Genomic DNA, 21,167 nt, shown 5'->3' with positions numbered 1-21,167 from the left:
CGGGGTCTCCTGTTTGCCACCACAACAGGAGCAGCCGGGCCGCCATTCTATTCCCTGAAATTTCGCCCGCCCGCTGGACACCAGCCGCATCGATCGCCAAGAATGGCACTTATTGTCGAAGTTTTTTGCCGCCGACGAGGAATATCCGCGCCGTCAGCCGATCACTATCCAAGCTGCCACCTCCGCAGCGGCGCCGGGTTTTTGGAGCATCCCCAGTGTTTCACAATCGGTTCGGCGCCGTCGCTCGACTTGCCGAACTCGGGTGCGTGCTTGCTGCGCTCACCCTCGCAGCAGCCACCGCCGCGCGCGCGGACGGTTGTCCCAAGCCGAGCGACGAAATTGCGACCGACCGGCCCGACGTCACCAATTCGAGTATCGTCGTGCCGGTCGGGAGCCTGCAGAGCGAAAACGGCATCAACCTCACCGGCCGCGACAGTGGCCGCAGCATCGACGGCAGCAACAGCCGCTGGCGGCTCGGCATCGCGCCTTGCCTCGAGCTCCTGATCGACCTGCCGAGCTACACCGGCACCATGAGGTCGCCGGGCGCCGCGGGCTTTTCCGACGTCGCGCCGGGGATCAAATGGCAGATCAGCCCGGTGCCGGGAAAGATCGACCTGTCGATCACTGCCGGCGTCGCGCTGCCGACCGGCGCGGCCGCCATCGCCGGGCGCGGCGCGCAGCCCTACATCCAGCTGCCATGGTCATGGGAGCTGCATGACGGCTGGGGCCTCAGCGGCATGTTCACGGAATTCTTCCGCCCCACTGAGCTGACCGGCCAGCACATGTCGGAGACGACCTTCGTGATCGAGAAGAAATTGACCGATCGGATCAGCGTGTTCACCGAATATGTCGGCGACTATCCCGACGGCACACGGCCGATCCAGCTGATCAATTCCGGCGGCCTGTACCGCCTCACGCCGACACAGCAGCTCGACCTCCACGTCGCGTTCGGGCTCAACCGCAACTCGCCGAACTACATCGTCGGCCTGGGGTATTCGTTCCGCGTCGACGGGCTGTTCCGCTAAGCGAAGCTCTGTAGCCCGGATGGAGCCAACGGGTCGCGCGAACGCGCGCCCGATGACAGGCTCCGCGCAATCCAGGGCAGAACCATCCGCGGTGAGAGCAGTCCCGGATTTCGCTGCGCTGCATCCGGGCTACAAGAGGAAGGAGACGGGCCGCGTGACTAATTGACTTCCGCTTCGCGCAGGCCGCTCAGCCACAACGCCAGCAGCGTCCACACCGCGCCCGACAACAGATACGCACCGGCCGAGATCAGGCCGAAATGCGTCGCCAGCAGCAGCGCGGCGAGCGGCGCGAAGCCGGCGCCGAACAGCCAGGCGAAATCCGAGGTCAACGCCGAGGCGGTGTAGCGATAGGTCCGCGCGAAATTCGAAGCGATCGCGCCGGACGACTGGCCGAACGACAGGCCGAGCAGCACGAAGCCAAGCACCATGTAGATCGTCTCGCCGAATGCTCCGGCATCGAGCAGCTGCGGAGCAAAGCCGCTATAGACCGCGATCGCGACCGCGGAGCCCAGCAGCAGCGGCTTGCGACCGACGCGGTCGGCGATCATGCCCGAGGCGATGATCGCGACGACGCCGACCATGGCGCCGACCATCTCGATGATCAGGAAGCGCACCGGGCTTTCCCTGGTGAACAGGAACACCCAGGACAGCGGAAACACCGTGACCATGTGGAAGAGCGCAAAGCTCGCCAGCGGCGCGAAGGCGCCGAGCAGGATGTTGCGGCCCTCCTGCGCCACGGTCTCGCCGACGCGCGCCGGTTCGAGGTCGCGGCTTTCGAACAGCTCGGAATATTCGTCGGTCGCCACCATGCGCAGCCGCGCGAACAGCGCCACCACGTTGATGGCGAAGGCGACGAAGAACGGATAGCGCCAGCCCCAATCGAAGAAATCATCCGCCGAGAGGTTGCCGGCGAAGAACGCGAACAGCGCGCTCGCCACGATCAGCCCGAGCGGCGCGCCGAGTTGCGGCACCATCGCGTACCAGCCACGCCGATTGACCGGCGCGTTCATCGCGAGCAGCGAGGCAAGGCCGTCCCATGCGCCGCCCCAGGCGATGCCCTGCACGACGCGCGCGGCGGCGAGCAGCCAGATCGCCGCGACGCCGATCGTGTCGTAACCAGGCAAGAAGGCTAGCCCGACCGTGGCGGTGCCGAGCAGGAACAGCGCGATGACCAGCTTGGCGCCTTTGCCGTGGCGGCGGTCGACCGCCATGAAGATGACGGTGCCGAGCGGCCGCGCAGCGAACGCCAGCGCGAAGATGCCGAATGAATAGAGCGTGCCGGTCAGCTCGTTGACGAACGGGAACACCAGTTTCGGAAACACGATCACCGAGGCGATCGCGTAGACGAAGAAGTCGAAGAATTCCGACGTGCGCCCGATGATGACGCCGATGGCGATTTCGCCGGGTTTCGCCTGCCCGTGACCTGATGCCGTCGGGGTGCCGTGAGCCATTGCTGGGGCCTGTGCCATCGCCGGAGAACCGTCCTTTGGAGCATGATCCGGAAAAGTGGAAACCGGTTTTCCGAACCGACCGTGCTCGAACCTGAGATGAGGCCACGGGCACCTTTTGCCACGCAGTCCACTTCACCTTCTGACCTTCCATCCCGCAGTGCAACATTGGACAAATTGTCCAATGTCCACTTTGCTGCATCGCAGCTACCCCTTGGCAGAACTCATAAAATTCAAGTGGGGTGAGCCGTGCGCGCCTTGAAATTATTGGCCTTATTGCCGTTCGCGGCGTTCCTTGGCGGGTGCGATTTCGTCGTCCTGGCCCCTGCCGGCGACGTCGCCATCCAGCAGCGCGACCTCGTCGTGATCTCCACCGTGCTGATGCTCATCATCGTGCTTCCGGTGATGGCGCTGACCATCTTCTTCGCCTGGCGGTACCGCCAGTCCAACACCACGGCGCCGTATGAGCCGGAGTGGGATCACTCGACCCAGCTCGAACTCGTGATCTGGTCGGCGCCGCTTCTGATCATCATCTGCCTCGGTGCGCTGACCTGGATGGGCACCCATCTGCTCGATCCTTACCGCTCGCTCGGGCGCATCGCCGCCGACAAGCCGATCGAGAGCAAGGACGCCCCGCTCAATGTCGAGGTGGTCGCGCTCGACTGGAAGTGGCTGTTCATCTACCCGGACTACGGCGTCGCCGCCGTCAATGAGCTCGCAGCTCCCGTCGACCGCCCGATCCGCTTCCGCATCACGGCGTCTTCCGTGATGAATTCGTTCTACATCCCCGCTCTCGCCGGCCAGATCTACGCCATGCCGGGCATGGAGACCAAGCTGCACGCGGTCTCCAACAAGGAAGGCACTTACAGAGGCTTCTCCGCCAATTACAGCGGCGCCGGCTTCTCCGGCATGCACTTCGAGTTCAAGAGCCTCTCGAGCGCCGATTTCGACAAGTGGATCGGCACCGCCAGGGCCAGCGGCAACATGCTCGGCCGCAGCGACTATCTGCAGCTCGAGCGTCCGAGCCAGAACGATCCGGTCCGGCTCTATCGCTCGGTCGATCGCGATCTCTACAAGGCGATCCTCAACATGTGCGTCGAGCCCGGCAAGATGTGCATGAGCGAGATGATGGCAATCGACGCCAAGGGCGGCCTCGGCCGCGAAGGCCTCAACAACACGCTGCCGCTGACTTACGACAAATATGCCCGCCGCGGCGCGCCGCTCGGCGCCTCACCGACCTTCGTCGCCGGCATCTGCTCGATGGACGAGATCAAGGACGCGCCGGCGCGCGACGTTCTCGCACCGCTCGACCTGACGCCGCTGCGTGGCGTCGGGCTGAAGCGCCCGCCGTTCTCGCCGGCGCATCCGTCATCGACATCCTTGCTGCTAGGCCAGCGCCCGAAATCAGACTCCTGAGGAACGCCGCATGAATCCCGATCTCATCAAGATGATCTTCGGCCGCCTCAACCTGGACGCGCTGCCGCTGCACGAGCCGATCCTGGTCGGCACCTTTGCGGTGGTCGCGACCGGCGGCCTCGCGCTGTTCGCGATCGTCACCTACTTCCGGCTCTGGGGCTATCTGTGGCGCGAGTGGTTCACAACCGTCGACCACAAGCGCATCGGCATCATGTACATGGTCCTCGGCATCGTGATGCTGCTGCGCGGCTTCGCGGACGCGCTGATGATGCGCCTGCAGCAGGCGATCGCCTTCAACGGCTCCGACGGCTATCTCCCGGCTCATCACTACGACCAGATCTTCACCGCGCACGGCGTGATCATGATCTTCTTCGTGGCGATGCCGCTGGTGACCGGCCTGATGAACTACGTGGTGCCGCTGCAGATCGGCGCCCGCGACGTCTCCTTCCCCTTCCTCAACAATTTCAGCTTCTGGATGACGGTGGGCGGCGCCGTGCTGGTGATGATGTCGCTGTTCGTCGGCGAATTCGCCCGCACCGGCTGGCTCGCCTACCCGCCGCTGTCGAACATCGGCTACAGTCCTGACGTCGGCGTCGATTATTACATATGGGGACTACAGGTCGCCGGCGTCGGCACCACGCTATCGGGCATCAATCTGGTCTGCACCATCGTCAAGCTGCGCGCGCCGGGCATGACGATGATGAAGATGCCGGTGTTCACCTGGACCTCGCTCTGCACCAACGTCCTGATCGTCGCCTCCTTCCCGGTGCTGACGGCGGTGCTGGTGCTGCTGTCGCTCGACCGTTACGTCGGCACCAACTTCTTCACGAACGATTTCGGCGGCAACCCGATGATGTACGTGAACCTGATCTGGATCTGGGGCCACCCCGAGGTCTACATCCTGGTGCTGCCGGCGTTCGGCATCTTCTCGGAGGTGACCGCGACGTTCTCCGGCAAGCGGCTGTTCGGCTACACCTCGATGGTCTACGCCACGGTCGTCATCACCATCCTGTCCTACCTGGTCTGGCTGCATCACTTCTTCACGATGGGCTCCGGCGCCAGCGTCAACTCGTTCTTCGGCATCACCACCATGATCATCTCGATCCCGACGGGCGCGAAGATGTTCAACTGGCTGTTCACGATGTATCGCGGCCGCATCCGCTTCGAGCTGCCGATGATGTGGACGGTGGCGTTCATGCTGACCTTCGTGATCGGCGGCATGACCGGCGTGCTGCTCGCGGTGCCACCCGCCGATTTCGTACTGCATAACAGCCTGTTCCTGATCGCGCATTTCCACAACGTGATCATCGGCGGCGTGCTGTTCGGCCTGTTCGCCGGCATCAACTACTGGTTCCCGAAGGCGTTCGGCTTCAGGCTCGATCCGTTCTGGGGCAAGCTGTCGTTCTGGTTCTGGGTGTCGGGCTTCTACTTCGCCTTCATGCCGCTCTACGTGCTCGGCCTGATGGGCGTGACCCGCCGGCTCCGCGTGTTCGACGATCCGTCCCTGCAGATCTGGTTCGTCATCGCGGCCTTCGGCGCCTTCCTGATCCTGCTCGGCATCGGCGCGATGCTGGTGCAGTTCGCGGTGAGCATCCTGCGCCGCGAGCAGCTCAAGGACACCACCGGCGATCCCTGGGACGCGCGCACGCTGGAATGGGCGACCTCGTCGCCGCCGCCGGATTACAACTTCGCCTTTACACCGGTGGTTTACGACAACGACGCCTGGTGGGACATGAAGCGCCGCGGCTACAGGCGGCCGCTGACCGGCTTCAAGCCGATCCACATGCCGTCCAACACCGGCACCGGCATCATCCTCGCAGGCTTCGCGACGGTGATGGGATTCGGCCTGATCTGGTACATCTGGTGGCTTGCCGCCGTCAGCTTCGTTGCGCTGCTCGCGGTCGCGATCGGCCACACCTTCAACTATCACCGCGACTTCCATATCCCGGCGGATGAGGTGGTGCGGACCGAAGACGCGCGGACGCGCGTTCTCGCCGCGGGAGCCCAGACATGACCGTTGCTACCGTCTCCACCCAAAGCTCCGAACCGATCTTCCACGTCATCGACGAGCACGCGCATCCGGAAGGCGCCAGCACCATGCTGGGCTTCTGGATCTACCTGATGAGCGACTGCCTCATCTTCGCGATGCTGTTTGCGACCTATGGCGTGCTCGGCGGAAACTATGCCGCCGGTCCGGCGCCGAAGGACCTGTTCGACCTCAAGCTGGTCGCGCTCAACACCACGATGCTGCTGCTCTCCTCGATCACCTATGGCTTTGCCATGCTGACGATGGAGAAATCGAGGATCGGCGCGACGCAGGCCTGGCTCGCCATCACCGGGCTGTTCGGCCTCGCCTTCCTCGGCATCGAGCTCACCGAATTCGCGCACATGATCCATGAGGGCGCGACGCCGCAGCGCAGCGCCTTCCTGTCGTCCTTCTTCACCCTGGTCGGCACCCACGGCCTGCACGTCACCTTCGGCCTGGTCTGGCTGGTGACGCTGATGGTGCAGACCGCGCGCTTCGGCCTCACCGAAGCCAACCGGCGCCGGCTGATGTGCCTCTCGATGTTCTGGCACTTCCTCGACGTGGTCTGGATCGGCGTCTTCACCTTCGTCTATCTCCTGGGAATGCTGCGATGACAACAAAAGCTCACGCTGAGGCTCATACTCTCGAGGCCAATGCCGGCCACGGCCATGACGATCACGGCGGCGCGGCACATGGTTCGCTGAAGAGCTATCTGATCGGCTTCGGCCTCTCGGTGATCCTCACCGCGGTGCCGTTCTGGCTGGTGATGACCGGCGCCATTGCCGACAAGCAGGTCACCGCACTGATCGTGCTGGTGCTCGCCGCGGTGCAGATCGTCGTGCACATGGTGTACTTCCTGCACATGAACACGCGATCCGAGAACGGCTGGACCATGATGGCGATGATCTTCACCGTGATCATGGTGGTGATCGGGCTGACCGGCTCGCTGTGGGTCATGCATCACCTCAACATCAACATGATGCCGATGCACGACATGAGCCAGATGCCGTGACGATGCGGGGCGCCTCACGCTCCTCTTCACCTCTCCCGCTTGCGGGGGAGCATAGGCCGCCTTTGGCGGCCGTCCTTGAAGGACGCCGAAGCAAAGCTTCGGCTATGGCGCGCGCAGCGCGTGGCGGGTGGGGGCTCTCTCCGCACAATGACTCTTCCGATTCGCGGCGATACCCCCAACCCGGCCCTCCCCCGCAAGCGGGAGAGGGAGTGCAGCCCCGACGCGGCCGCGACTTTGCTCTCCGTCGCTACGCGCTGCTCACGCTCGGCATGCTGGGCGTGGTGCTGCTGGGCGCGCTCGGTATCTGGCAGATCGAACGCAGGACCTGGAAGCTGGCGCTGATCGAGCGGGTCGAGCAGCGGATGCATGCGGCGCCGACAGCGCCGCCGCCTCCCACGTCATGGCCGGCTGTCACGGCCGCGAGCGACGAATATCGCCGCGTCGCCGTGCGCGGCACCTTCCGCAACGCCGACGAGACGCTGGTGCAGGCGGTCACGGCAGACGGCCCTGGCTTCTGGGTGCTGACCCCGCTGCAAACGGCCGACGGAACCACGGTGCTGGTCAATCGCGGCTTCGTTCCGCCGGACAGGCGCGATCCCGCCACGCGGCGCGACGGCGTTCCGCAGGGACCGGTCAGCGTCACCGGGCTGCTGCGGATGTCCGAGCCCAAGGGCGGTTTCCTGCGCAACAATGCCCCCGCGGCGGGCCGCTGGTATTCGCGCGACGTCGCCGCGATCGCTGCCACGCATGGGTTGTCGCGGGTAGCCCCCTTCTTCATCGACGCCGATGCGACGCCAAATCCGGGCGGGTATCCGGTCGGCGGGCTCACGATCGTGCGGTTTCCGAACAACCACCTGATTTACGCGCTGACATGGTTCGCGCTGGCCTTTATGCTGGCGGGCGCGCTCCTGCGCGTCCTGCGCGGCAGGGGCCGCGCCGGCGCCTCCGATCCGGGGTGGGGCTCACGGCGCGTCGCCGTGCGCCGCCTGATCGGCGCAGCCCGCAATCTGTCTCGCGACACAGGCCCAGATGCTCGAGCGCACATCGGATCTGCATGACGAAAACACCGCGACCGGCACCGCTGTGATGCCAGCCGCCGTGAGCGCAGCTGCCGGCATGCCGTTCGACCTCTCAGCGCCCGCCGACCTCGCGACCAATCGCAAGAACATGGCCCTGCTGGTCCAGCTGCGCTGGATCGCCGTGATCGGGCAGATCGCCACCATCGGCTTCGTGCAGTTCTGGATGGGCGTCGCGCTGCCGCTGCTGCCGATGGCCGCCGTGATCTTCGGGCTCGTCGCGCTGAACCTCGTCAGCCTGCTGTGGCTGCGCTACCGCGCCGATATCAACAACCGCGAGCTCCTGGTCGCGCTGGCGCTCGACGTTGCGGCATTGACCGCCCTGCTCTATCTAAGCGGCGGCGCCACCAATCCCTTCACGTCGCTCTATCTGCTGCAGGTGACGCTCGGCGCAGTGCTGCTCGATGCCCCCTCGACCTGGTCGCTGGTGGCGCTGGTCTGCATGAATTTCGCCTGGCTGACCAGCTACTACCGGCCGCTGGAGCTGCCGCAGGGCTTTGCCGAGGCCTTCAATCTCTATATCGCCGGCACGTTCATCGGGCTCGTGCTCGACGCCGTGCTGCTCGTGGTGTTCATGACGCGGATCAACCGCAACCTGCGCGACCGCGACCTGCGCCTCGCGGCGCTGCGCCAGCACGCGGCCGAGCAGGACCACATCGTGCAGATGGGCCTTCTGGCCTCCGGCGCCGCGCATGAGCTCGGCACGCCGCTCGCCTCGCTCTCGGTCATCCTCGGCGACTGGCGGAGGATGCCGGCGCTCGTCTCCGATCCCGAGCTGTCGCAGGACCTCGGCGAGATGGAGATCTCGGTGCAGCGCTGCAAGTCGATCGTCACCGGCATCCTGCTGTCGGCCGGCGAAGCCCGCGGCGAAGGCTCCTCGCCGACCACGGTCGCGGCGTTCCTGACGGCGCTGGTGGAGGAATGGCGAACGACGCGGCCGTCGGCGACGCTGTATTTCCGCAACGCCTTCGGCACGGATCTCGCGATCGTCTCCGACATCGCGCTCAAGCAGGCAATCTTCAACGTGCTCGACAATGCCGCCGAGGTCTCGCGTGACTGGATCGAGCTGATGGCCGAACGCAATGCCGACAAGCTGGTGCTGTCGGTGACCGATCGTGGCCCGGGCTTCTCGCGCGAGATGCTGGCGCATGTCGGCAAGCCGTATCAGTCCACCAAGGGCAGCTCCGGCAGCGGCCTCGGCCTGTTCCTGGTCGTCAATGTCGTGCGTAAGCTGGGCGGCGTGGTGACGGCGCGCAACCGGCCGGACATCGGCGCCGCGGTCAGGCTCGAGCTGCCGCTCTCGACGCTTGCGATCGGAGACCCTCTTGACAGATGAACGCCAGCTCCTGATCGTCGAGGACGATGCGGGCTTTGCCCGCACGCTGAAGCGCTCGTTCGAGCGCCGCGGCTATGGCGTCGCGGTGTCGGCCTCGCTCGACGAGGTCCGCGCGCTGCTCGAGCAGCACTCGCCCGGCTATGCCGTTGTCGATCTGAAGCTCGCCGGCGGCGCGTCGGGCCTTGCCTGCGTCGAAGCGCTGCACGCGCACGACCCGGAGATGCTGATCGTGGTGCTGACCGGATTTGCCAGCATCGCGACCGCGGTGGAGGCGATCAAGCTCGGCGCCTGCCATTATCTGGCCAAGCCGTCGAACACCGACGACATCGAGGCCGCGTTCCTTAAAGCGCAAGGCAACGCCGCCATCGAGGTCGGCGCGCGGCCGACCTCGATCAAGACGCTGGAATGGGAGCGCATCCACCAGACCCTGATGGAGACCGACTTCAACATCTCCGAAGCCGCGCGCCGGCTCGGCATGCACCGCCGCACGCTGGCGCGCAAGCTCGAGAAGCAGCGGGTGAAGTAGCTGCCGTACGCGTAGCCCGGATGAAGCGAAGTCCCGTAGCCCGGATGGAGCCAACGGGTCGCGCGAACGCGCGCCCGATGACAGGCTCCACGCAATCCGGGACAGCTTCATCCGCAGTTGCAGCGGCCCCGGATTTCGCTTCGCTTCATCCGGGCTACGCATCCGGCGCATCGTTGCGGCCCGTTTCGCCGCCAGTGTATAGCAGCCGCATGAGCAATACCGACGACCTGTTCCAGCCCGACGCGGATGGGCGAACAGCACCATCAGCGCAAGGAGCCGGTGCTAGTCAGTCCGCGCAAGGTGCATCTTTTGGTCGAATACAGCCGCGACCGCGCCGACGGCTCGATTGCCAGCCGTCACCGCAATCTGTGGGTCGTGACGTCGGAGGATGGCCGCTGGGGCATCAAGCAGCGCTCGTATTGAGAGCGCGGCGCGGCAGCAATAATGGCGTCGTCAACAGAAGCAAACCGCTCAGCGCGATCGCTGTCCGGACACCGGCGAAGCCCGCCAGCACGCCCCAGAGCGCCGTCAGCACCGCGATGGTTGCGCTGCTGGTGATCGTCCAGGCCGAGAGCACGCGCGCGGTCCGCTCCATCTCGATCTGGGCCAGACGATAGGCCGCAAACACCGGATTGAAGATGCCGGCGCAGGCGACGAGACCGAACTGAAGCGCAAAGACGACAGCGATGCCCGCCGCGCCGTTGGGCATGAAGGCAAGGCCGAGCGACCAGCAGGCACGGAGCGTGCCGGCCGCGAGCAACACATTGTGCTGCCCGAAGCGGGCGGCGAGCGAAGGCGCAAGCCGCGCGCCGATCAGGCCGCCGATACAGGGCGCTCCGAAGGCGAGCCCGTACTGCCAGGGCGCGAAGCCGAGATCGCGGAGCATCAGCACCGCGAGCAGCGGCGCCGTCGCCATGATCAGGCCATTGACCAGCACGGTGTTGAAGAACAGCAGGCGGAGCACCGGATGCGCGAGGATCGCCCGCCATCCCTCGATCAGCTCGGCCGCGCGAAATCCCCGCGCCTGGCGCCGAGCGGGCGCAGGCTCGCTTCCGCCGATCCGCCGGATCGCCACCGCCGAGAGCAGGAAGCTGACCGCGTTGGCGACCACGGTCACCACCGGGCCGAACACGCCGATCGCAGCGCCCCCGAGCGGCGGACCGATCGCGGTCGCGGTCCAGGTCGTGGCTTCGAGCCGCCCGTTCGCAATCACCAGATCGTCCGGTCTTACGAGTGCCTTCAGGCAGGCGCCGCTCGCGGCACGGAACGCAATGTCCGCGGCGGCCATGATGACGGCGACGACGACGAGCTGGACGAAGGTCAACCGTCCCAGCACGAAGGCGATGGGAACGCTGATCGTCGCAGCGAAGCGGATCAGGTCCATCGCGATCATCACCGGCCGCTTGCGGCGGAATTCGATCCAGGGCCCGAGCGGCATCGCCACCGCAGCCCCGGCCAGCAGGCCGACCGCTGCGAGCGCCGAGACCGCCTCCGGCCTTGCATGCAGCACCAGGATCGCAAGCAGCGGGAAGGCGTCGAAGGCGATCCAGCTGCCGAACGTCGAGACCGCGAACGCGGTCCACAGCCAGTCGTAACCGCGCCCCAGCGACCGTCTTGCATGCATGCCGCGCCCCTCGCCGGCTCCGCGATCTCGCCGCCAGCGCGGCGCAGCAGGTCATGAGTCGCGGCGATCAGCCAAGGGGCGATTGCGGCGGGGCGATATGCAAGGTTGCGCGGCGCCGTCCTCATATTCCGACCGCCTCTCCCCTTGTGGGAGAGGCCGGAGCGCATACAGCGCAGCGGAATGCGCTCCGGGTGAGGGGTCGTGGTCTCTCGAGGGACTGCCGTCGACGGATAGACCTCACCCCTCACCCGGATTGCATCTGACGATGCAATCCGACCTCTCCCACAAGGGGAGAGGTGCAGCGGCGCGCGCGACACTTCGTCCAAAAAACAAAAAAGCCCGGTCTTGCGACCGGGCTTCTCGAAATCCTGCAACGCTGCTTAGGCGGCTTCGTCTTCGACGGCGGTATCGTCGCCATCGGTATCGGCATCCTCGCCGTCGGCATCGCCCTCGCCTTCACCTTCGGCTTCCGCCTTGGCGCCGCGGCGCGGGCTCTTGGCGAGCTGGCCTTCGATCTCCTTGATCGCCTCGGTCTCGGTCGAATGCTGGACAACAGCGATTTCGCGCGACAGCCGGTCGAGCGCCGCTTCGTACAGCTGGCGTTCGGAGTAGGACTGCTCGGGCTGCGATTCCGAACGATAGAGGTCGCGGACCACCTCGGCGATCGCGACGATGTCGCCCGAATTGATCTTCGCTTCGTATTCCTGGGCGCGGCGCGACCACATGGTGCGCTTGACGCGGGCGCGGCCCTTCAGCGTCTCCAGCGCCTTCTTGACCAGCGCCGGCTCCGACAGCTTGCGCATGCCGACATTGGCGACCTTCGCCGTCGGCACCCGCAGCGTCATCTTGTCCTTCATGAAATTGATCACGAACAGCTCGAGCTTGGCGCCCGCGATCTCCTGCTCCTCGATCGCCAGGATCTGGCCGACGCCGTGAGCGGGATAGACGACGAATTCATTGGCCTTGAAGCCCTGGCGCTGGGTCACGACCTTCTTCTCTTCCGGGCGGGACGGAGCGGCCGGCTTGGCGGCAACCTTCGGAGCAACGGCGGGGACGGCAGCCTTCGGGGCGGCCGGCTTCGGCGCAACAGCAGCAGTCTTGGGGGCGACCTTGGCAGCAGCGGGCTTCGCAGCTGCCGCTTTCGCGGCAGTCTTGGCAGTCTTTTCTGGCATCACGCTTCTTTTGTTCTTTGAGGACTTTGCAGCCGCCGCCTTCTTGGCCCCCTTCACGGACGCCTTGGCACGGCCCTTGGTTGCGCTGCGAGCAACGACAGCGGCTTTCTTCGTCGTCTTTGAAGCACTCTTTTTACGCGTTTTCTGTGACACAGCCTGCGCGCGGAAACTGCCACGCCCCTGTTCGATGTTTGCGGGAACCTCGACGCCACAAGGTACGCATGGCAGGGGGTTCTTGGCCTGTAATGGTGCAGATATAGCACATTTTCCGCAAAAATCAATGGTTTACGCCCGATTCCGGGCATAACAGGGCATCCTCAGGTCATATGTCCGTCATTAGGGTTAAATCGGCGGCCGCGGCGGGCCCAGGCCCGCCCTTATCGGGGTAGTCTCGACGGCTGTTTGCGAACGTCAGCGAATCAGTCGCCGCTGCCCGGATTCGGAGAAAAATATTTCTCGAACTTGCCTTCCTTGCCTTCCCACTCCTTGGCGTCCTCGGGCGAGTCCTTCTTCTGGGTGATGTTCGGCCAGCTCTTGGCATATTCGGTGTTGACCTCGAGCCACTTCTCCAGCCCCGGCTCGGTATCCGGTTTGATGGCGTCAGCCGGGCATTCCGGCTCGCATACGCCGCAATCGATGCATTCGTCGGGATGGATGACCAGCATGTTCTCGCCCTCGTAGAAGCAATCGACGGGGCAGACCTCGACGCAGTCGGTATATTTGCACTTGATGCAGGCTTCAGTGACGACGTAGGTCATCCAAAACTCCGGAACGATCGATTTTTCTGGGGTTGCGTAGCGCAGGAATACCGGGGCCGCAAGGGAAGCCGCACCCGAAAAACGCCAGTATTCTCACGCCCCTGCCACCGATTTTATTGTGAGCATGATCCCCGGGCAAACGCTATGCGTTTGTCGCGAGGAAAACCGGACCCCACTTTTCCGGATCATGCTCAATTGAGATAGCAAGCGCTAGATAACTACTCCTTACCGGCCTGCAAATTGCCGGCCTGCAAATCTTCATACAGCACGCGCGCCGAACTGGCGTCGCCGCGACGCTCGGCGAAGCCGGTCACCTTCAGCACGCGGACGCTGTTGTCGAGCGCGACGGTGATGACGTCGCCCGCCTTCACCGCGTGGCCCGGCGATTTCTCGCGCGCGCCGTTGATGCGGACATGACCTGATGCGACGAGTTCAGCCGCGCTGGTGCGGGCCTTCACGACCCGCGCGTGCCACAGCCATTTGTCGAGCCGCTGTCTGTCCAAGCGTCAGACCAAGGGGTTGGACTATTCCTTTCGGCCGGCGAGCTGCTCCTTCAGGGCCGCAAGCTTGGCGAATGGCGAGTTCGGATCGATCGGACGGTCGCGCTCGCGCGGCGCGCTCGACGCGTACGGCCGATGCGACGGGCCGCCCTCGCGCTTGTCGCGGCCGCCCTTGCCGAAATCGCGGCCGCCGCGGTCACGATCACCGCGCTCGCCCTTGCGATCGCCGCCGCCGAACTTGTTGTCCCGGCGACGCTCATTGTCGCGATCGCGGCCCTTGCCCTCAAAGCCCTTGCCCTCGAAGCGCTCGCGGCGCTGACCCTTGTCCTCGCGCGGCGCGCCATCGGCCGGCGCGGCAGCGACCGGTGCAGAGCCGTCAGCGGGCGCGCCTGGGCGCGGCACGCGGAAATCCTGGTGGCGGCGCGGCCGGCGATGATGCTCGCGCTTCTCGCCTTCGCCGCCGCCCTCTGCGGCCTGCGCGCCCTCGGCGGGCTTGTTCTGATGACGGCCGCGGTTGCGGTCGTGGCCGCGATGATGCGGTCGGCGCTCGTCGGAGCGGCCGCCGGGCCGCCAGACCTCGACCAGCTGCGGCTCGGCCGGCGTCTCCGCGGACGCGGGAGCGGTCTCGGCGGGCGCTGCGTCAGCGCTCGCGGTCTCCGCAGGCGCTTCGGCGGCGGGTTCTGACGGTGTCGCTTCGGCAACGGCCTCGTGCGGCGTCTCCGCAGCGGCTTCCACGGCAGGCGCGGGCTCGGCCAGCACTTCAGCAGCAGAGCCTTCAGCAGCAGGGACTTCAGCAGCGGCGGCTTCAGCAACGGGCGCTTCGGCAACAGCGGGCTCATCGACCGGCGCGGCGCGCTCGGCCACCGCATCCTGCTGGGTCTCGAGCACCACCGGCGTCGTTTCGCTGGCGACCACCTCGGCAAAGCCGACATCGGGCAGCAGCGCGGCCGACGGCGCGGGATCGCCGGACACCGGCTGATCCGTGGCAGCCTCCGGCGCATCGGCCACGACTTTCGTGGCGGCATCGACCGTTGCGTCTGCGGCCGCCTCGGACGTCGCCTCGACCGGCGGCGTCTCGGCAGCAACGGTCTCGGTGGTCTCCACCGGCGCAATCTCGACAGCCTTCGGCGGCAGCGGCGGACGGCGGTCCATGCGGTAGCCGAGCGCGCGCAGGATCGAGGCAAAATCCTCACCGGCGGAGCCGGTCAGCGAGGTCATCGCCTGGGTGACGACAAAGCCGCGGCCATCGAACGCACCGGCGGGCTTCTCGCCCGGCGAGGTCTCGCGCCAGGCCAGCGCCGGCCGGATCAGATCGGCGAGCCGCTCCAGGATATCGACGCGCACCGCGCGCTCGCCGCACTGGCGATAGCCGAGCACGCGATAGCCGTCGCGCGGCAGGGCCTTGTCGACCGGGAACGAGGTGCGGCCGCTGGAGGCGAGATGCTGCACATTGGACAGCGCGCCCATGTCGACATTGCTCTGCTTCTCGGCCCACAGCAGCGAGGCCAGCGAGCGCGCCGCGGGCTTCAAGAGCTGCGGGAAATAGATGTGATAGGCGCCGAAGCGCACGCCGTATTTGCGCAGCGCTGCGCGCGAGGGCTGGTCGAGATCCTTCATCTCGGCGGCGATCTTGCTGCGCTCGAGCACGCCGAGCGCCTCGACGAGCTGGAAGGCGATGCCGCGGGCGATGCCCTGGATATCCTCGGCCTTGGACAGTTCGAACAGCGGCCCGAGCAGTTTTTCGATATGCGTCTTGAGCCAGAGATCGAGCCGGGTCTGCACGGCCTCGCGCGAAGCGCCGGTCAGCCGCTCGTCGGAAATGATGCGCAGCCGCGGATGCAGCGCGTCGTCGGCGGCCACCAGCTTGGCGACAGCATCGCCGGTCCAGCGGATGGTGCCGTCGGAGGTCAGCACGAACTGCTCGTCGGGGGCGCCGCCCAGTTTCTCGGCACGCGTATCGATCTCGCGCGCCAGCACCTGCTGGGCGGCGGCTTGCAGCGCCTTGGCGTCGCTGCCGGCCTCGGCCGCGTCAGGTGCGAAGGTGAAACCATCGAGCCGGCCAATCACGTGGCCTTCCACGATCACTTCACCGGTCTTGCCAATTTCCGTATTCAAAACTGAGTTCTCCCGCAGGCGGCGCATCAATACACTGGTCCGCCTGTCAACGAAACGCTCCGTGAGCCGTTCATGCAGCGCATCGGATAATTTATTTTCGAGATCGCGCGTGATCCCCTGCCAGTGGTCCGGGTCGTAGAGCCAGTCCGGCCGGTTGGCAACGAAGGTCCAGGTCCGGATTTGCGCGATCCGGCCCGATAGCGTGTCGATATCGCCGTCGGTCCGGTTGGCCTGGTCGACCTGGGCGGCAAACCATGCGTCAGGGATACGCCCCTTTTGCATCAGGAAGCCATACAGCGTGGTCACGAGTTCGGCATGGGCCGCCGGCGCCAGCTTTCGGTAGTCCGGAACCTGGCAGGCCTCCCACAGCCGCTCCACCGCGGCCGCCCCATGCGCGAATTCGCGCACCTCGGCGTCGCGTGCGACATGTTCGAGCACCCGCAGGTCTTCGGCCACCGGGGCCCGCGTCAGTGCCTCATGATTGGGCGATAGCGCCAGCGACACCTGCAAGGCGCCGAGCGAGGCGAAATCCAGCCTGGCGTTGCGCCATTGCAGCATCTTGACGCTGTCGAAGGTGTGGTTCTGTAGCGCGTTGACGAGCTCCGGCTCGAACGGCGCGCAGCGACCCGTCGTGCCGAATGTGCCGTTGCGCGTGGCGCGGCCGGCGCGGCCCGCGATCTGCGCGAATTCGGCCGGCGTCAGCCGGCGGAACTGATAGCCGTCATATTTGCGGTCGGAGGCGAAGGCGACGTGATCGACGTCGAGATTGAGCCCCATCCCGACCGCGTCGGTGGCGACGAGATAATCGACGTCGCCGTTCTGGAACATCTCGACCTGCGCATTGCGCGTGCGCGGTGACAGCGAGCCCAGCACCACCGCCGCGCCGCCATGCTGGCGGCGGATCAGTTCGGCGATCGCGTAGACTTCATCCGCGGAGAACGCGACGATCGCGGTGCGCCGCGGCTGCCGCGTGATCTTGCGGTCGCCGGCGAATTCGAGCTGCGACAGCCGTGGCCGCGTGACGATCGAGGCGCCGGGCAAGAGCCGCTCGATGATCGGCCGCATCGTGGCAGCGCCGAGCAGCAGCGTCTCGTCGCGGCCGCGGCGGTTGAGCATGCGATCGGTGAACACATGCCCGCGTTCGAGATCGGCAGCGATCTGGATCTCGTCGACCGCAAGGAACGACACATCGAGATCGCGCGGCATTGCCTCGACGGTCGAGACCCAGAAGCGCGGCGCCTTCGGCTTGATCTTCTCCTCGCCGGTGATCAGCGCGACATTGTCGACGCCGGCGCGGGCCACGATCTTGTTGTAGACCTCGCGCGCGAGCAGCCGCAGCGGCAGCCCGATCAAACCGGACGAATGCGCCAGCATGCGCTCGATGGCGAGATGCGTCTTGCCGGTGTTGGTCGGCCCCAGCACCGCAGTGACGCCTGCGCCGGGCACGCGGTCATTTCCGAACGAAGTTGAGAAAGCCATATTTTGCAGGTGTTTCTTGAACTGTTAGGGCGCTGCCTATTCCGTCATCCTGAGGAGCGCGTCAGCGCGTCTCGAAGGATGCACGGCCGAGACCTATCCGCGCGCTTTGATCGGACTTTCCTCTCGCGGACGGAGCGGGGCTGTCGCCCTTCGAGACGGCCGCTCCGCGGCCTCCTCAGGGTGACGGTCTGGCTGCATGTTTCGCATTGGCAGCGTGTTTCGCAAAATCTGTCTCACAATGCGACGCTTTCTGCGCCGCCCTTAAGCTTCGGAACGAGTTGAGAACGAATCGCGGCCGAATCGGTGACTCCCTTCCAGACCTGAAACGTTCACCGCAACATCTCGGGCAGGCTGACGGCGGCGGCACTAGATCAAGTTTGAGAGGGCTCCACAAGCATGGGATATGCGGACTGAATTCCTTAAGTTCCAGGGCCGCCGAGTCGAATCAGAAGCAGGCAAGAGTCAACTGGATTCCGGTGACGTTTGTTGCATTCCCTGGACCGGTCGCCTTCCCTGACCCGTCATCCTGAGGTGCGAGCGGAGCGAGCCTCGAAGGATGCATCGGCCCGGCTGGTGGCCGTCGATCCTTCGAGACGCGCTTCGCACTCCTCAGGATGACGGGTCCGGCACAGGCCGCCGCGATCAGATCCCTTACTGCGTCTTCGCCACGCGCGGCGGCGCGGCTGTGGTGACGAACGAGGTGGCTTCCAGCATGGCCTGGCCGAGCGGGGTCGGGATCGTCATGCGGAACGGCACCAGAAGACGGGTGCCCGCGATCGGCACGAAAGCGATCTCGATGTTGCGCTGGGCGGCGAGATATTTGATGACCGGGCGATCCGGGATGTAGCCCGAAACAGGCACGAAATAGAGCGCGCAGACCAGCGCCGGGCCGTGATAGCCGCGCTCGGCTTTCACGATCTCCACCCGCTTGAAATCGAGCTTGAGGTCGTAGCGCATGCGGCCGTCGAACACGCCGGCGCCGGTGCGGCAGACATCCGGGCTCATCAATTCGGCATTGCCGGGCGCGCGCAGGAACGAGCCGGTCATCGGATCGAACACGTTCTTCTTCTGCGCATCGGTCACCGGCAGGCGGTCGGCATCGACCGGCGGCTCCGGCTCGATGGTGGATTCCTTGATGCCTCCATTGGCCAGCACCATCCGGATCGTCTCGGATTTCTTCGAGGTGGTGGTGGTCGCCGTGTAGGAGGTGGCGGCCGGCGCGCCGTTGACGACGCGGCCCTGCGAGGCGCCCGAGCCGCTGCCGCCGGAGAACGCCTTCAGGAGGCCCGCGGTGCCGCCCTGGGCCGAGGCCGAGAAGGTGTCGTCGCCGATTTCGATGGTCCAGGTGCCCTTGCCGACCGGGATACCGGCGAGCGTCGCCTCATAATGGGCGTCGAGCCGCCCTTGCGCGCTCGCGCGCTCGGCGCAAAACAGCAAGAGGGCACCAGCGCACAGGCCGATGAGCCGGCCGAGCGGGGGCAAAAGGGCAATGGCGGTGGTCACTTAACCTACCTGACGGTCCTGCTATCGGCGCTCTGTTCGTCGTCCATTTGGTCCTTCAATTCGGCCGGACAACGCGCGCATCTGTTATGGAACCAAGACTTGCAGCCGAATACGCCCTTTATATGGTTGCCATATCTGCCGTTAAGTGGCTGGAAGCGCTTATGAACCGCCATTTCCCGGGACGTCCATGCGGCGATATAATCTTGACGCTTGGGTATTCTCCCCCTATACACCCGCGGTTCCTGGAAAATGGACGCGAATTCAAAACCCCCGCGCGGGCCGTGTGATTGCACGCCTGGCAGAGAGGCGGGGATGCAATAAGGATTTTGTAAGATGTCCCGGCGCTGCGAACTGACGGCCAAGGGCCCCCAGACGGGCCACAAGGTGAGCCACTCGAACATCAAGACCAAGCGGCGCTTCCTGCCGAACCTGGCCAACGTGACCTTCATCTCGGATGCGCTCGGCCGCAACGTGCGCCTGCGCGTCTCGACCAACGCGCTGAAGAGCGTCGACCACAATGGCGGCCTCGACGCCTACCTGCTCAAGGCCAAGGCCGACGTGCTGTCGCCCCGCGCCCTCGATCTCAAGCGCGCGATCGAGAAGAAGGTCGGCAAGCCGGCGCCGGTGAAGAAGGCGAGCTGAGCTAGCTAGCCGCACACGCGGAATACGCGGAGAGAGTTTTGAACGGCCGGGTCGGATGACCCGGCCGTTTTTGTTTTGGCATGCACGGGTACAGCGGCGAGAAAAACTCTAGTCCTTGCTGTCAGGACCGATGCGCGCCTTGTATGAAAATCGTTCGATAGTCTCGTCAGTCCGAACCACCCGAAAGCACTGACTGTGATAGTCGGCCGACATGACCTCAAAGTGATTTATGCTAGGTCCAATGTTCTCAGACGAATGCGGATGCCGTTCAGAAGTGAGGCTTGGTCCCTAGCGTCTCCATCACTTGTGGCTGGCGTCCCCTTTGCAAAACATGAAAGTTGTTGCGCGGGCGGCGGCAAACAAGCCCGGCCTCGCGGGCGCTCCCTGCGCGCTCTGCATCACGAGCGAGGATCAAGCTGCCGCACGACCTCGGCCGGTCGCGCCGCGCAAATGCACGCGGCCATCTCGCAATGTCCTAAATCGGCATCGAGCGACCGACCGCTTGCGCGATCGCGACCAGCCTCGTCGAATTCACCGACCTCGGGGCCGCTGCCGGATCACGCGCTCCGGATCGTGACACGTCGCGCGGACAGGACGGATCGCGCCATCGCCCGTCTCACTTCGGCGAGCGCAACCCCAGCGACATCACCCACGCGTTGATGTGCGAGGCGGTCTCGGCCTGGCGGGCCATGCGGATCAGGCGGTCGCGTGCGACGCCGGGAGGCATGACGCGGGCTTCGCCGCGGAGGCGGATCGATTCATCGGCAAGGCGTTGCTCCGGGGACCTGCGCGGGTCGGGAAGGCTGGTCTGCATCACGCTGCTCCATTCCGTTCGAAGGCGGGAGCGCAACTGGCGTTCTCGGTCACCGGCAGTGCCGGATATTGGCGCGGTGATGGACCGAGCCTACGCCTGCGGGGCGTGGCCGGACGGTGCACTAGTGAACACAGGGAAGGAAATCGACTGAAGGGAGCTGGCGCCCGCCCCGGGGAGTGCACGGCCCTGGCTTTGGGGGCAGGAAATTGCAGGACCGTGCAGGCCGGTAATCAGCCCGCTGCATCAAGTCGGAGCCGCAGCCGCATGTTCCACGGTGAGGGCGCCGTGCGCCAAAACTCTAGTTTCACCACCAAGTTCACGCGACACAGCCTGTCCAGCCGCCGCAAAGCTCGGGCCGATCGCGCCGCGAGACCACGAGCACGCGCCTTCTCCCCGCTGTCTGACAGGCGAATCGATCCGACCAACGCGCGCGATCGCGGGGTGGATTCTTCTTCGCGCAATGACGCGTGAAGTAAAATCATCCATCGTGCTGCACGAGGAGAGATGGATTGCCTCGTCGCTTCGCTTCCCGCAATGACGGCTTAGCGATGCTTGCGACAGGTCCGCTGACAGCTGCCGCCAATGACAGCGGTGTCATTTCTTCCGTCACGCGAATCTACGCTTGATGCGTCGAGAGCGCGTGAAGAAAGCCTTAACGCACGCGCCGCGCACAACGAAGAAAGCCTCTAAATCAC

19 protein-coding genes are annotated in these 21,167 nt (G+C 65.4%); 10 read left to right on the top strand and 9 right to left on the bottom strand.

Annotated elements, in window-relative coordinates:
- Window positions 1-215: 215 nt before the first annotated feature.
- On the top strand, window positions 216-1,025 hold the full coding sequence (locus tag ACE10Z_RS02040) for a transporter (RefSeq protein ID WP_375786457.1): 810 nt from the start codon (window positions 216-218) through the stop codon (window positions 1,023-1,025).
- Between the two features lie 158 nt (window positions 1,026-1,183).
- Here ACE10Z_RS02040 and ACE10Z_RS02035 read toward each other — a convergent pair whose 3' ends face one another.
- The gene (locus tag ACE10Z_RS02035; protein ID WP_375786456.1) at window positions 1,184-2,476 is read right to left on the bottom strand and encodes an MFS transporter; all 1,293 of its coding nucleotides are present in this window, start codon (window positions 2,474-2,476) and stop codon (window positions 1,184-1,186) included.
- 246 nt (window positions 2,477-2,722) lie between these two features.
- Between ACE10Z_RS02035 and cyoA the strand changes: the two genes are divergently transcribed.
- The 8 genes from cyoA (at window position 2,723) to ACE10Z_RS01995 (ending at window position 10,288) form a co-directional block, all read left to right on the top strand.
- Complete coding sequence (cyoA, locus tag ACE10Z_RS02030; protein ID WP_375786455.1) at window positions 2,723-3,889, top strand: ubiquinol oxidase subunit II; 1,167 nt, start codon at window positions 2,723-2,725, stop codon at window positions 3,887-3,889.
- A gap of 10 nt (window positions 3,890-3,899) precedes the next feature.
- Window positions 3,900-5,903, top strand: a complete 2,004-nt coding sequence (cyoB, locus tag ACE10Z_RS02025; RefSeq protein ID WP_375786454.1) for a cytochrome o ubiquinol oxidase subunit I — start codon at window positions 3,900-3,902, stop codon at window positions 5,901-5,903.
- Window positions 5,900-6,529, top strand: coding sequence for a cytochrome o ubiquinol oxidase subunit III (gene cyoC / locus ACE10Z_RS02020; RefSeq protein ID WP_212311896.1), 630 nt, complete (start codon window positions 5,900-5,902; stop codon window positions 6,527-6,529). The genes cyoB and cyoC overlap by 4 nt, the downstream gene beginning before the upstream one ends.
- Complete coding sequence (cyoD, locus tag ACE10Z_RS02015) at window positions 6,526-6,927, top strand: cytochrome o ubiquinol oxidase subunit IV (RefSeq protein WP_375786453.1); 402 nt, start codon at window positions 6,526-6,528, stop codon at window positions 6,925-6,927. Before cyoC ends, cyoD begins: the two co-directional genes overlap by 4 nt.
- A gap of 269 nt (window positions 6,928-7,196) precedes the next feature.
- The gene (locus ACE10Z_RS02010; protein ID WP_375790075.1) at window positions 7,197-7,985 is read left to right on the top strand and encodes an SURF1 family protein; all 789 of its coding nucleotides are present in this window, start codon (window positions 7,197-7,199) and stop codon (window positions 7,983-7,985) included.
- Entirely contained in the window at window positions 7,957-9,339 is a 1,383-nt protein-coding gene (locus ACE10Z_RS02005) for an ATP-binding protein (protein WP_375786452.1), read from the top strand. Before ACE10Z_RS02010 ends, ACE10Z_RS02005 begins: the two co-directional genes overlap by 29 nt.
- Window positions 9,329-9,865 carry a response regulator transcription factor gene (locus ACE10Z_RS02000; protein ID WP_375786451.1) on the top strand — a complete coding sequence of 179 codons (537 nt, stop codon included), beginning with the start codon at window positions 9,329-9,331 and terminating at the stop codon, window positions 9,863-9,865. Before ACE10Z_RS02005 ends, ACE10Z_RS02000 begins: the two co-directional genes overlap by 11 nt.
- Before the next feature lie 246 nt (window positions 9,866-10,111).
- Window positions 10,112-10,288, top strand: coding sequence for a hypothetical protein (locus tag ACE10Z_RS01995; RefSeq protein ID WP_375786450.1), 177 nt, complete (start codon window positions 10,112-10,114; stop codon window positions 10,286-10,288).
- Here the strand turns inward: ACE10Z_RS01995 and ACE10Z_RS01990 are convergent.
- From ACE10Z_RS01990 to ACE10Z_RS01965, 6 genes are all read right to left on the bottom strand, one after another.
- Window positions 10,269-11,489 (bottom strand): MFS transporter, encoded by a 1,221-nt coding sequence (locus ACE10Z_RS01990; protein WP_375786449.1) that lies wholly within the window; start codon window positions 11,487-11,489, stop codon window positions 10,269-10,271. The two genes, ACE10Z_RS01995 and ACE10Z_RS01990, sit on opposite strands and share 20 nt — an antisense overlap.
- A gap of 380 nt (window positions 11,490-11,869) precedes the next feature.
- Entirely contained in the window at window positions 11,870-12,661 is a 792-nt protein-coding gene (locus tag ACE10Z_RS01985; protein ID WP_375786448.1) for a CarD family transcriptional regulator, read from the bottom strand.
- Between the two features lie 419 nt (window positions 12,662-13,080).
- Window positions 13,081-13,419: a ferredoxin FdxA gene (gene fdxA / locus ACE10Z_RS01980; RefSeq protein ID WP_092120017.1), complete on the bottom strand. Its 339-nt coding sequence runs from the start codon at window positions 13,417-13,419 to the stop codon at window positions 13,081-13,083.
- Between the two features lie 218 nt (window positions 13,420-13,637).
- Entirely contained in the window at window positions 13,638-13,922 is a 285-nt protein-coding gene (locus tag ACE10Z_RS01975) for an RNA-binding S4 domain-containing protein (RefSeq protein ID WP_375786447.1), read from the bottom strand.
- Between the two features lie 21 nt (window positions 13,923-13,943).
- On the bottom strand, window positions 13,944-17,513 hold the full coding sequence (locus ACE10Z_RS01970; RefSeq protein ID WP_375786446.1) for a helicase-related protein: 3,570 nt from the start codon (window positions 17,511-17,513) through the stop codon (window positions 13,944-13,946).
- Between the two features lie 651 nt (window positions 17,514-18,164).
- Window positions 18,165-18,995, bottom strand: coding sequence for a DUF3108 domain-containing protein (locus ACE10Z_RS01965; RefSeq protein ID WP_375790074.1), 831 nt, complete (start codon window positions 18,993-18,995; stop codon window positions 18,165-18,167).
- 354 nt (window positions 18,996-19,349) lie between these two features.
- On the opposite strand from ACE10Z_RS01965, the gene rpmB reads away from it, so the two are divergent.
- Window positions 19,350-19,658, top strand: a complete 309-nt coding sequence (gene rpmB / locus ACE10Z_RS01960) for a 50S ribosomal protein L28 (RefSeq protein ID WP_021080171.1) — start codon at window positions 19,350-19,352, stop codon at window positions 19,656-19,658.
- Between the two features lie 108 nt (window positions 19,659-19,766).
- On the opposite strand, the gene ACE10Z_RS01955 is transcribed toward rpmB, so the two are convergent.
- Both ACE10Z_RS01955 and ACE10Z_RS01950 read right to left on the bottom strand, forming a co-directional pair.
- On the bottom strand, window positions 19,767-19,871 hold the full coding sequence (locus ACE10Z_RS01955) for a DUF3223 domain-containing protein (RefSeq protein WP_375786445.1): 105 nt from the start codon (window positions 19,869-19,871) through the stop codon (window positions 19,767-19,769).
- Between the two features lie 403 nt (window positions 19,872-20,274).
- On the bottom strand, window positions 20,275-20,472 hold the full coding sequence (locus tag ACE10Z_RS01950; protein WP_375786444.1) for a hypothetical protein: 198 nt from the start codon (window positions 20,470-20,472) through the stop codon (window positions 20,275-20,277).
- Window positions 20,473-21,167 lie beyond the last annotated feature (695 nt).

Origin of the sequence: Bradyrhizobium sp. Pha-3, from assembly GCF_042258615.1 — a bacterium.
Lineage (GTDB): Bacteria > Pseudomonadota > Alphaproteobacteria > Rhizobiales > Xanthobacteraceae > Bradyrhizobium.
The sequence above is the reverse complement of the archived record's forward strand: the minus strand, read 5'-3'. Positions and strand labels throughout refer to the sequence as shown.

Excerpts from the sequence above, each read along its gene's own strand:
- cyoD (WP_375786453.1), top strand. The coding sequence starts at position 6,526 with ATGACAACAAAAGCTCACGCTGAGGCTCATACTCTCGAGGCCAATGCC.
- ACE10Z_RS02010 (WP_375790075.1), top strand. The coding sequence starts at position 7,197 with ATGCTGGGCGTGGTGCTGCTGGGCGCGCTCGGTATCTGGCAGATCGAA.
- ACE10Z_RS01950 (WP_375786444.1), bottom strand. The coding sequence starts at position 20,472 with ATGCAGACCAGCCTTCCCGACCCGCGCAGGTCCCCGGAGCAACGCCTT.
- ACE10Z_RS01970 (WP_375786446.1), bottom strand. The coding sequence starts at position 17,513 with ATGGCTTTCTCAACTTCGTTCGGAAATGACCGCGTGCCCGGCGCAGGC.
- fdxA (WP_092120017.1), bottom strand. The coding sequence starts at position 13,419 with ATGACCTACGTCGTCACTGAAGCCTGCATCAAGTGCAAATATACCGAC.
- cyoC (WP_212311896.1), top strand. The coding sequence starts at position 5,900 with ATGACCGTTGCTACCGTCTCCACCCAAAGCTCCGAACCGATCTTCCAC.
- ACE10Z_RS02035 (WP_375786456.1), bottom strand. The coding sequence starts at position 2,476 with ATGGCTCACGGCACCCCGACGGCATCAGGTCACGGGCAGGCGAAACCC.
- ACE10Z_RS01985 (WP_375786448.1), bottom strand. The coding sequence starts at position 12,661 with ATGCCAGAAAAGACTGCCAAGACTGCCGCGAAAGCGGCAGCTGCGAAG.
- ACE10Z_RS01995 (WP_375786450.1), top strand. The coding sequence starts at position 10,112 with ATGGGCGAACAGCACCATCAGCGCAAGGAGCCGGTGCTAGTCAGTCCG.
- cyoB (WP_375786454.1), top strand. The coding sequence starts at position 3,900 with ATGAATCCCGATCTCATCAAGATGATCTTCGGCCGCCTCAACCTGGAC.
- ACE10Z_RS02005 (WP_375786452.1), top strand. The coding sequence starts at position 7,957 with ATGCTCGAGCGCACATCGGATCTGCATGACGAAAACACCGCGACCGGC.
- ACE10Z_RS01990 (WP_375786449.1), bottom strand. The coding sequence starts at position 11,489 with ATGCATGCAAGACGGTCGCTGGGGCGCGGTTACGACTGGCTGTGGACC.
- ACE10Z_RS01955 (WP_375786445.1), bottom strand. The coding sequence starts at position 19,871 with ATGTCGGCCGACTATCACAGTCAGTGCTTTCGGGTGGTTCGGACTGAC.
- rpmB (WP_021080171.1), top strand. The coding sequence starts at position 19,350 with ATGTCCCGGCGCTGCGAACTGACGGCCAAGGGCCCCCAGACGGGCCAC.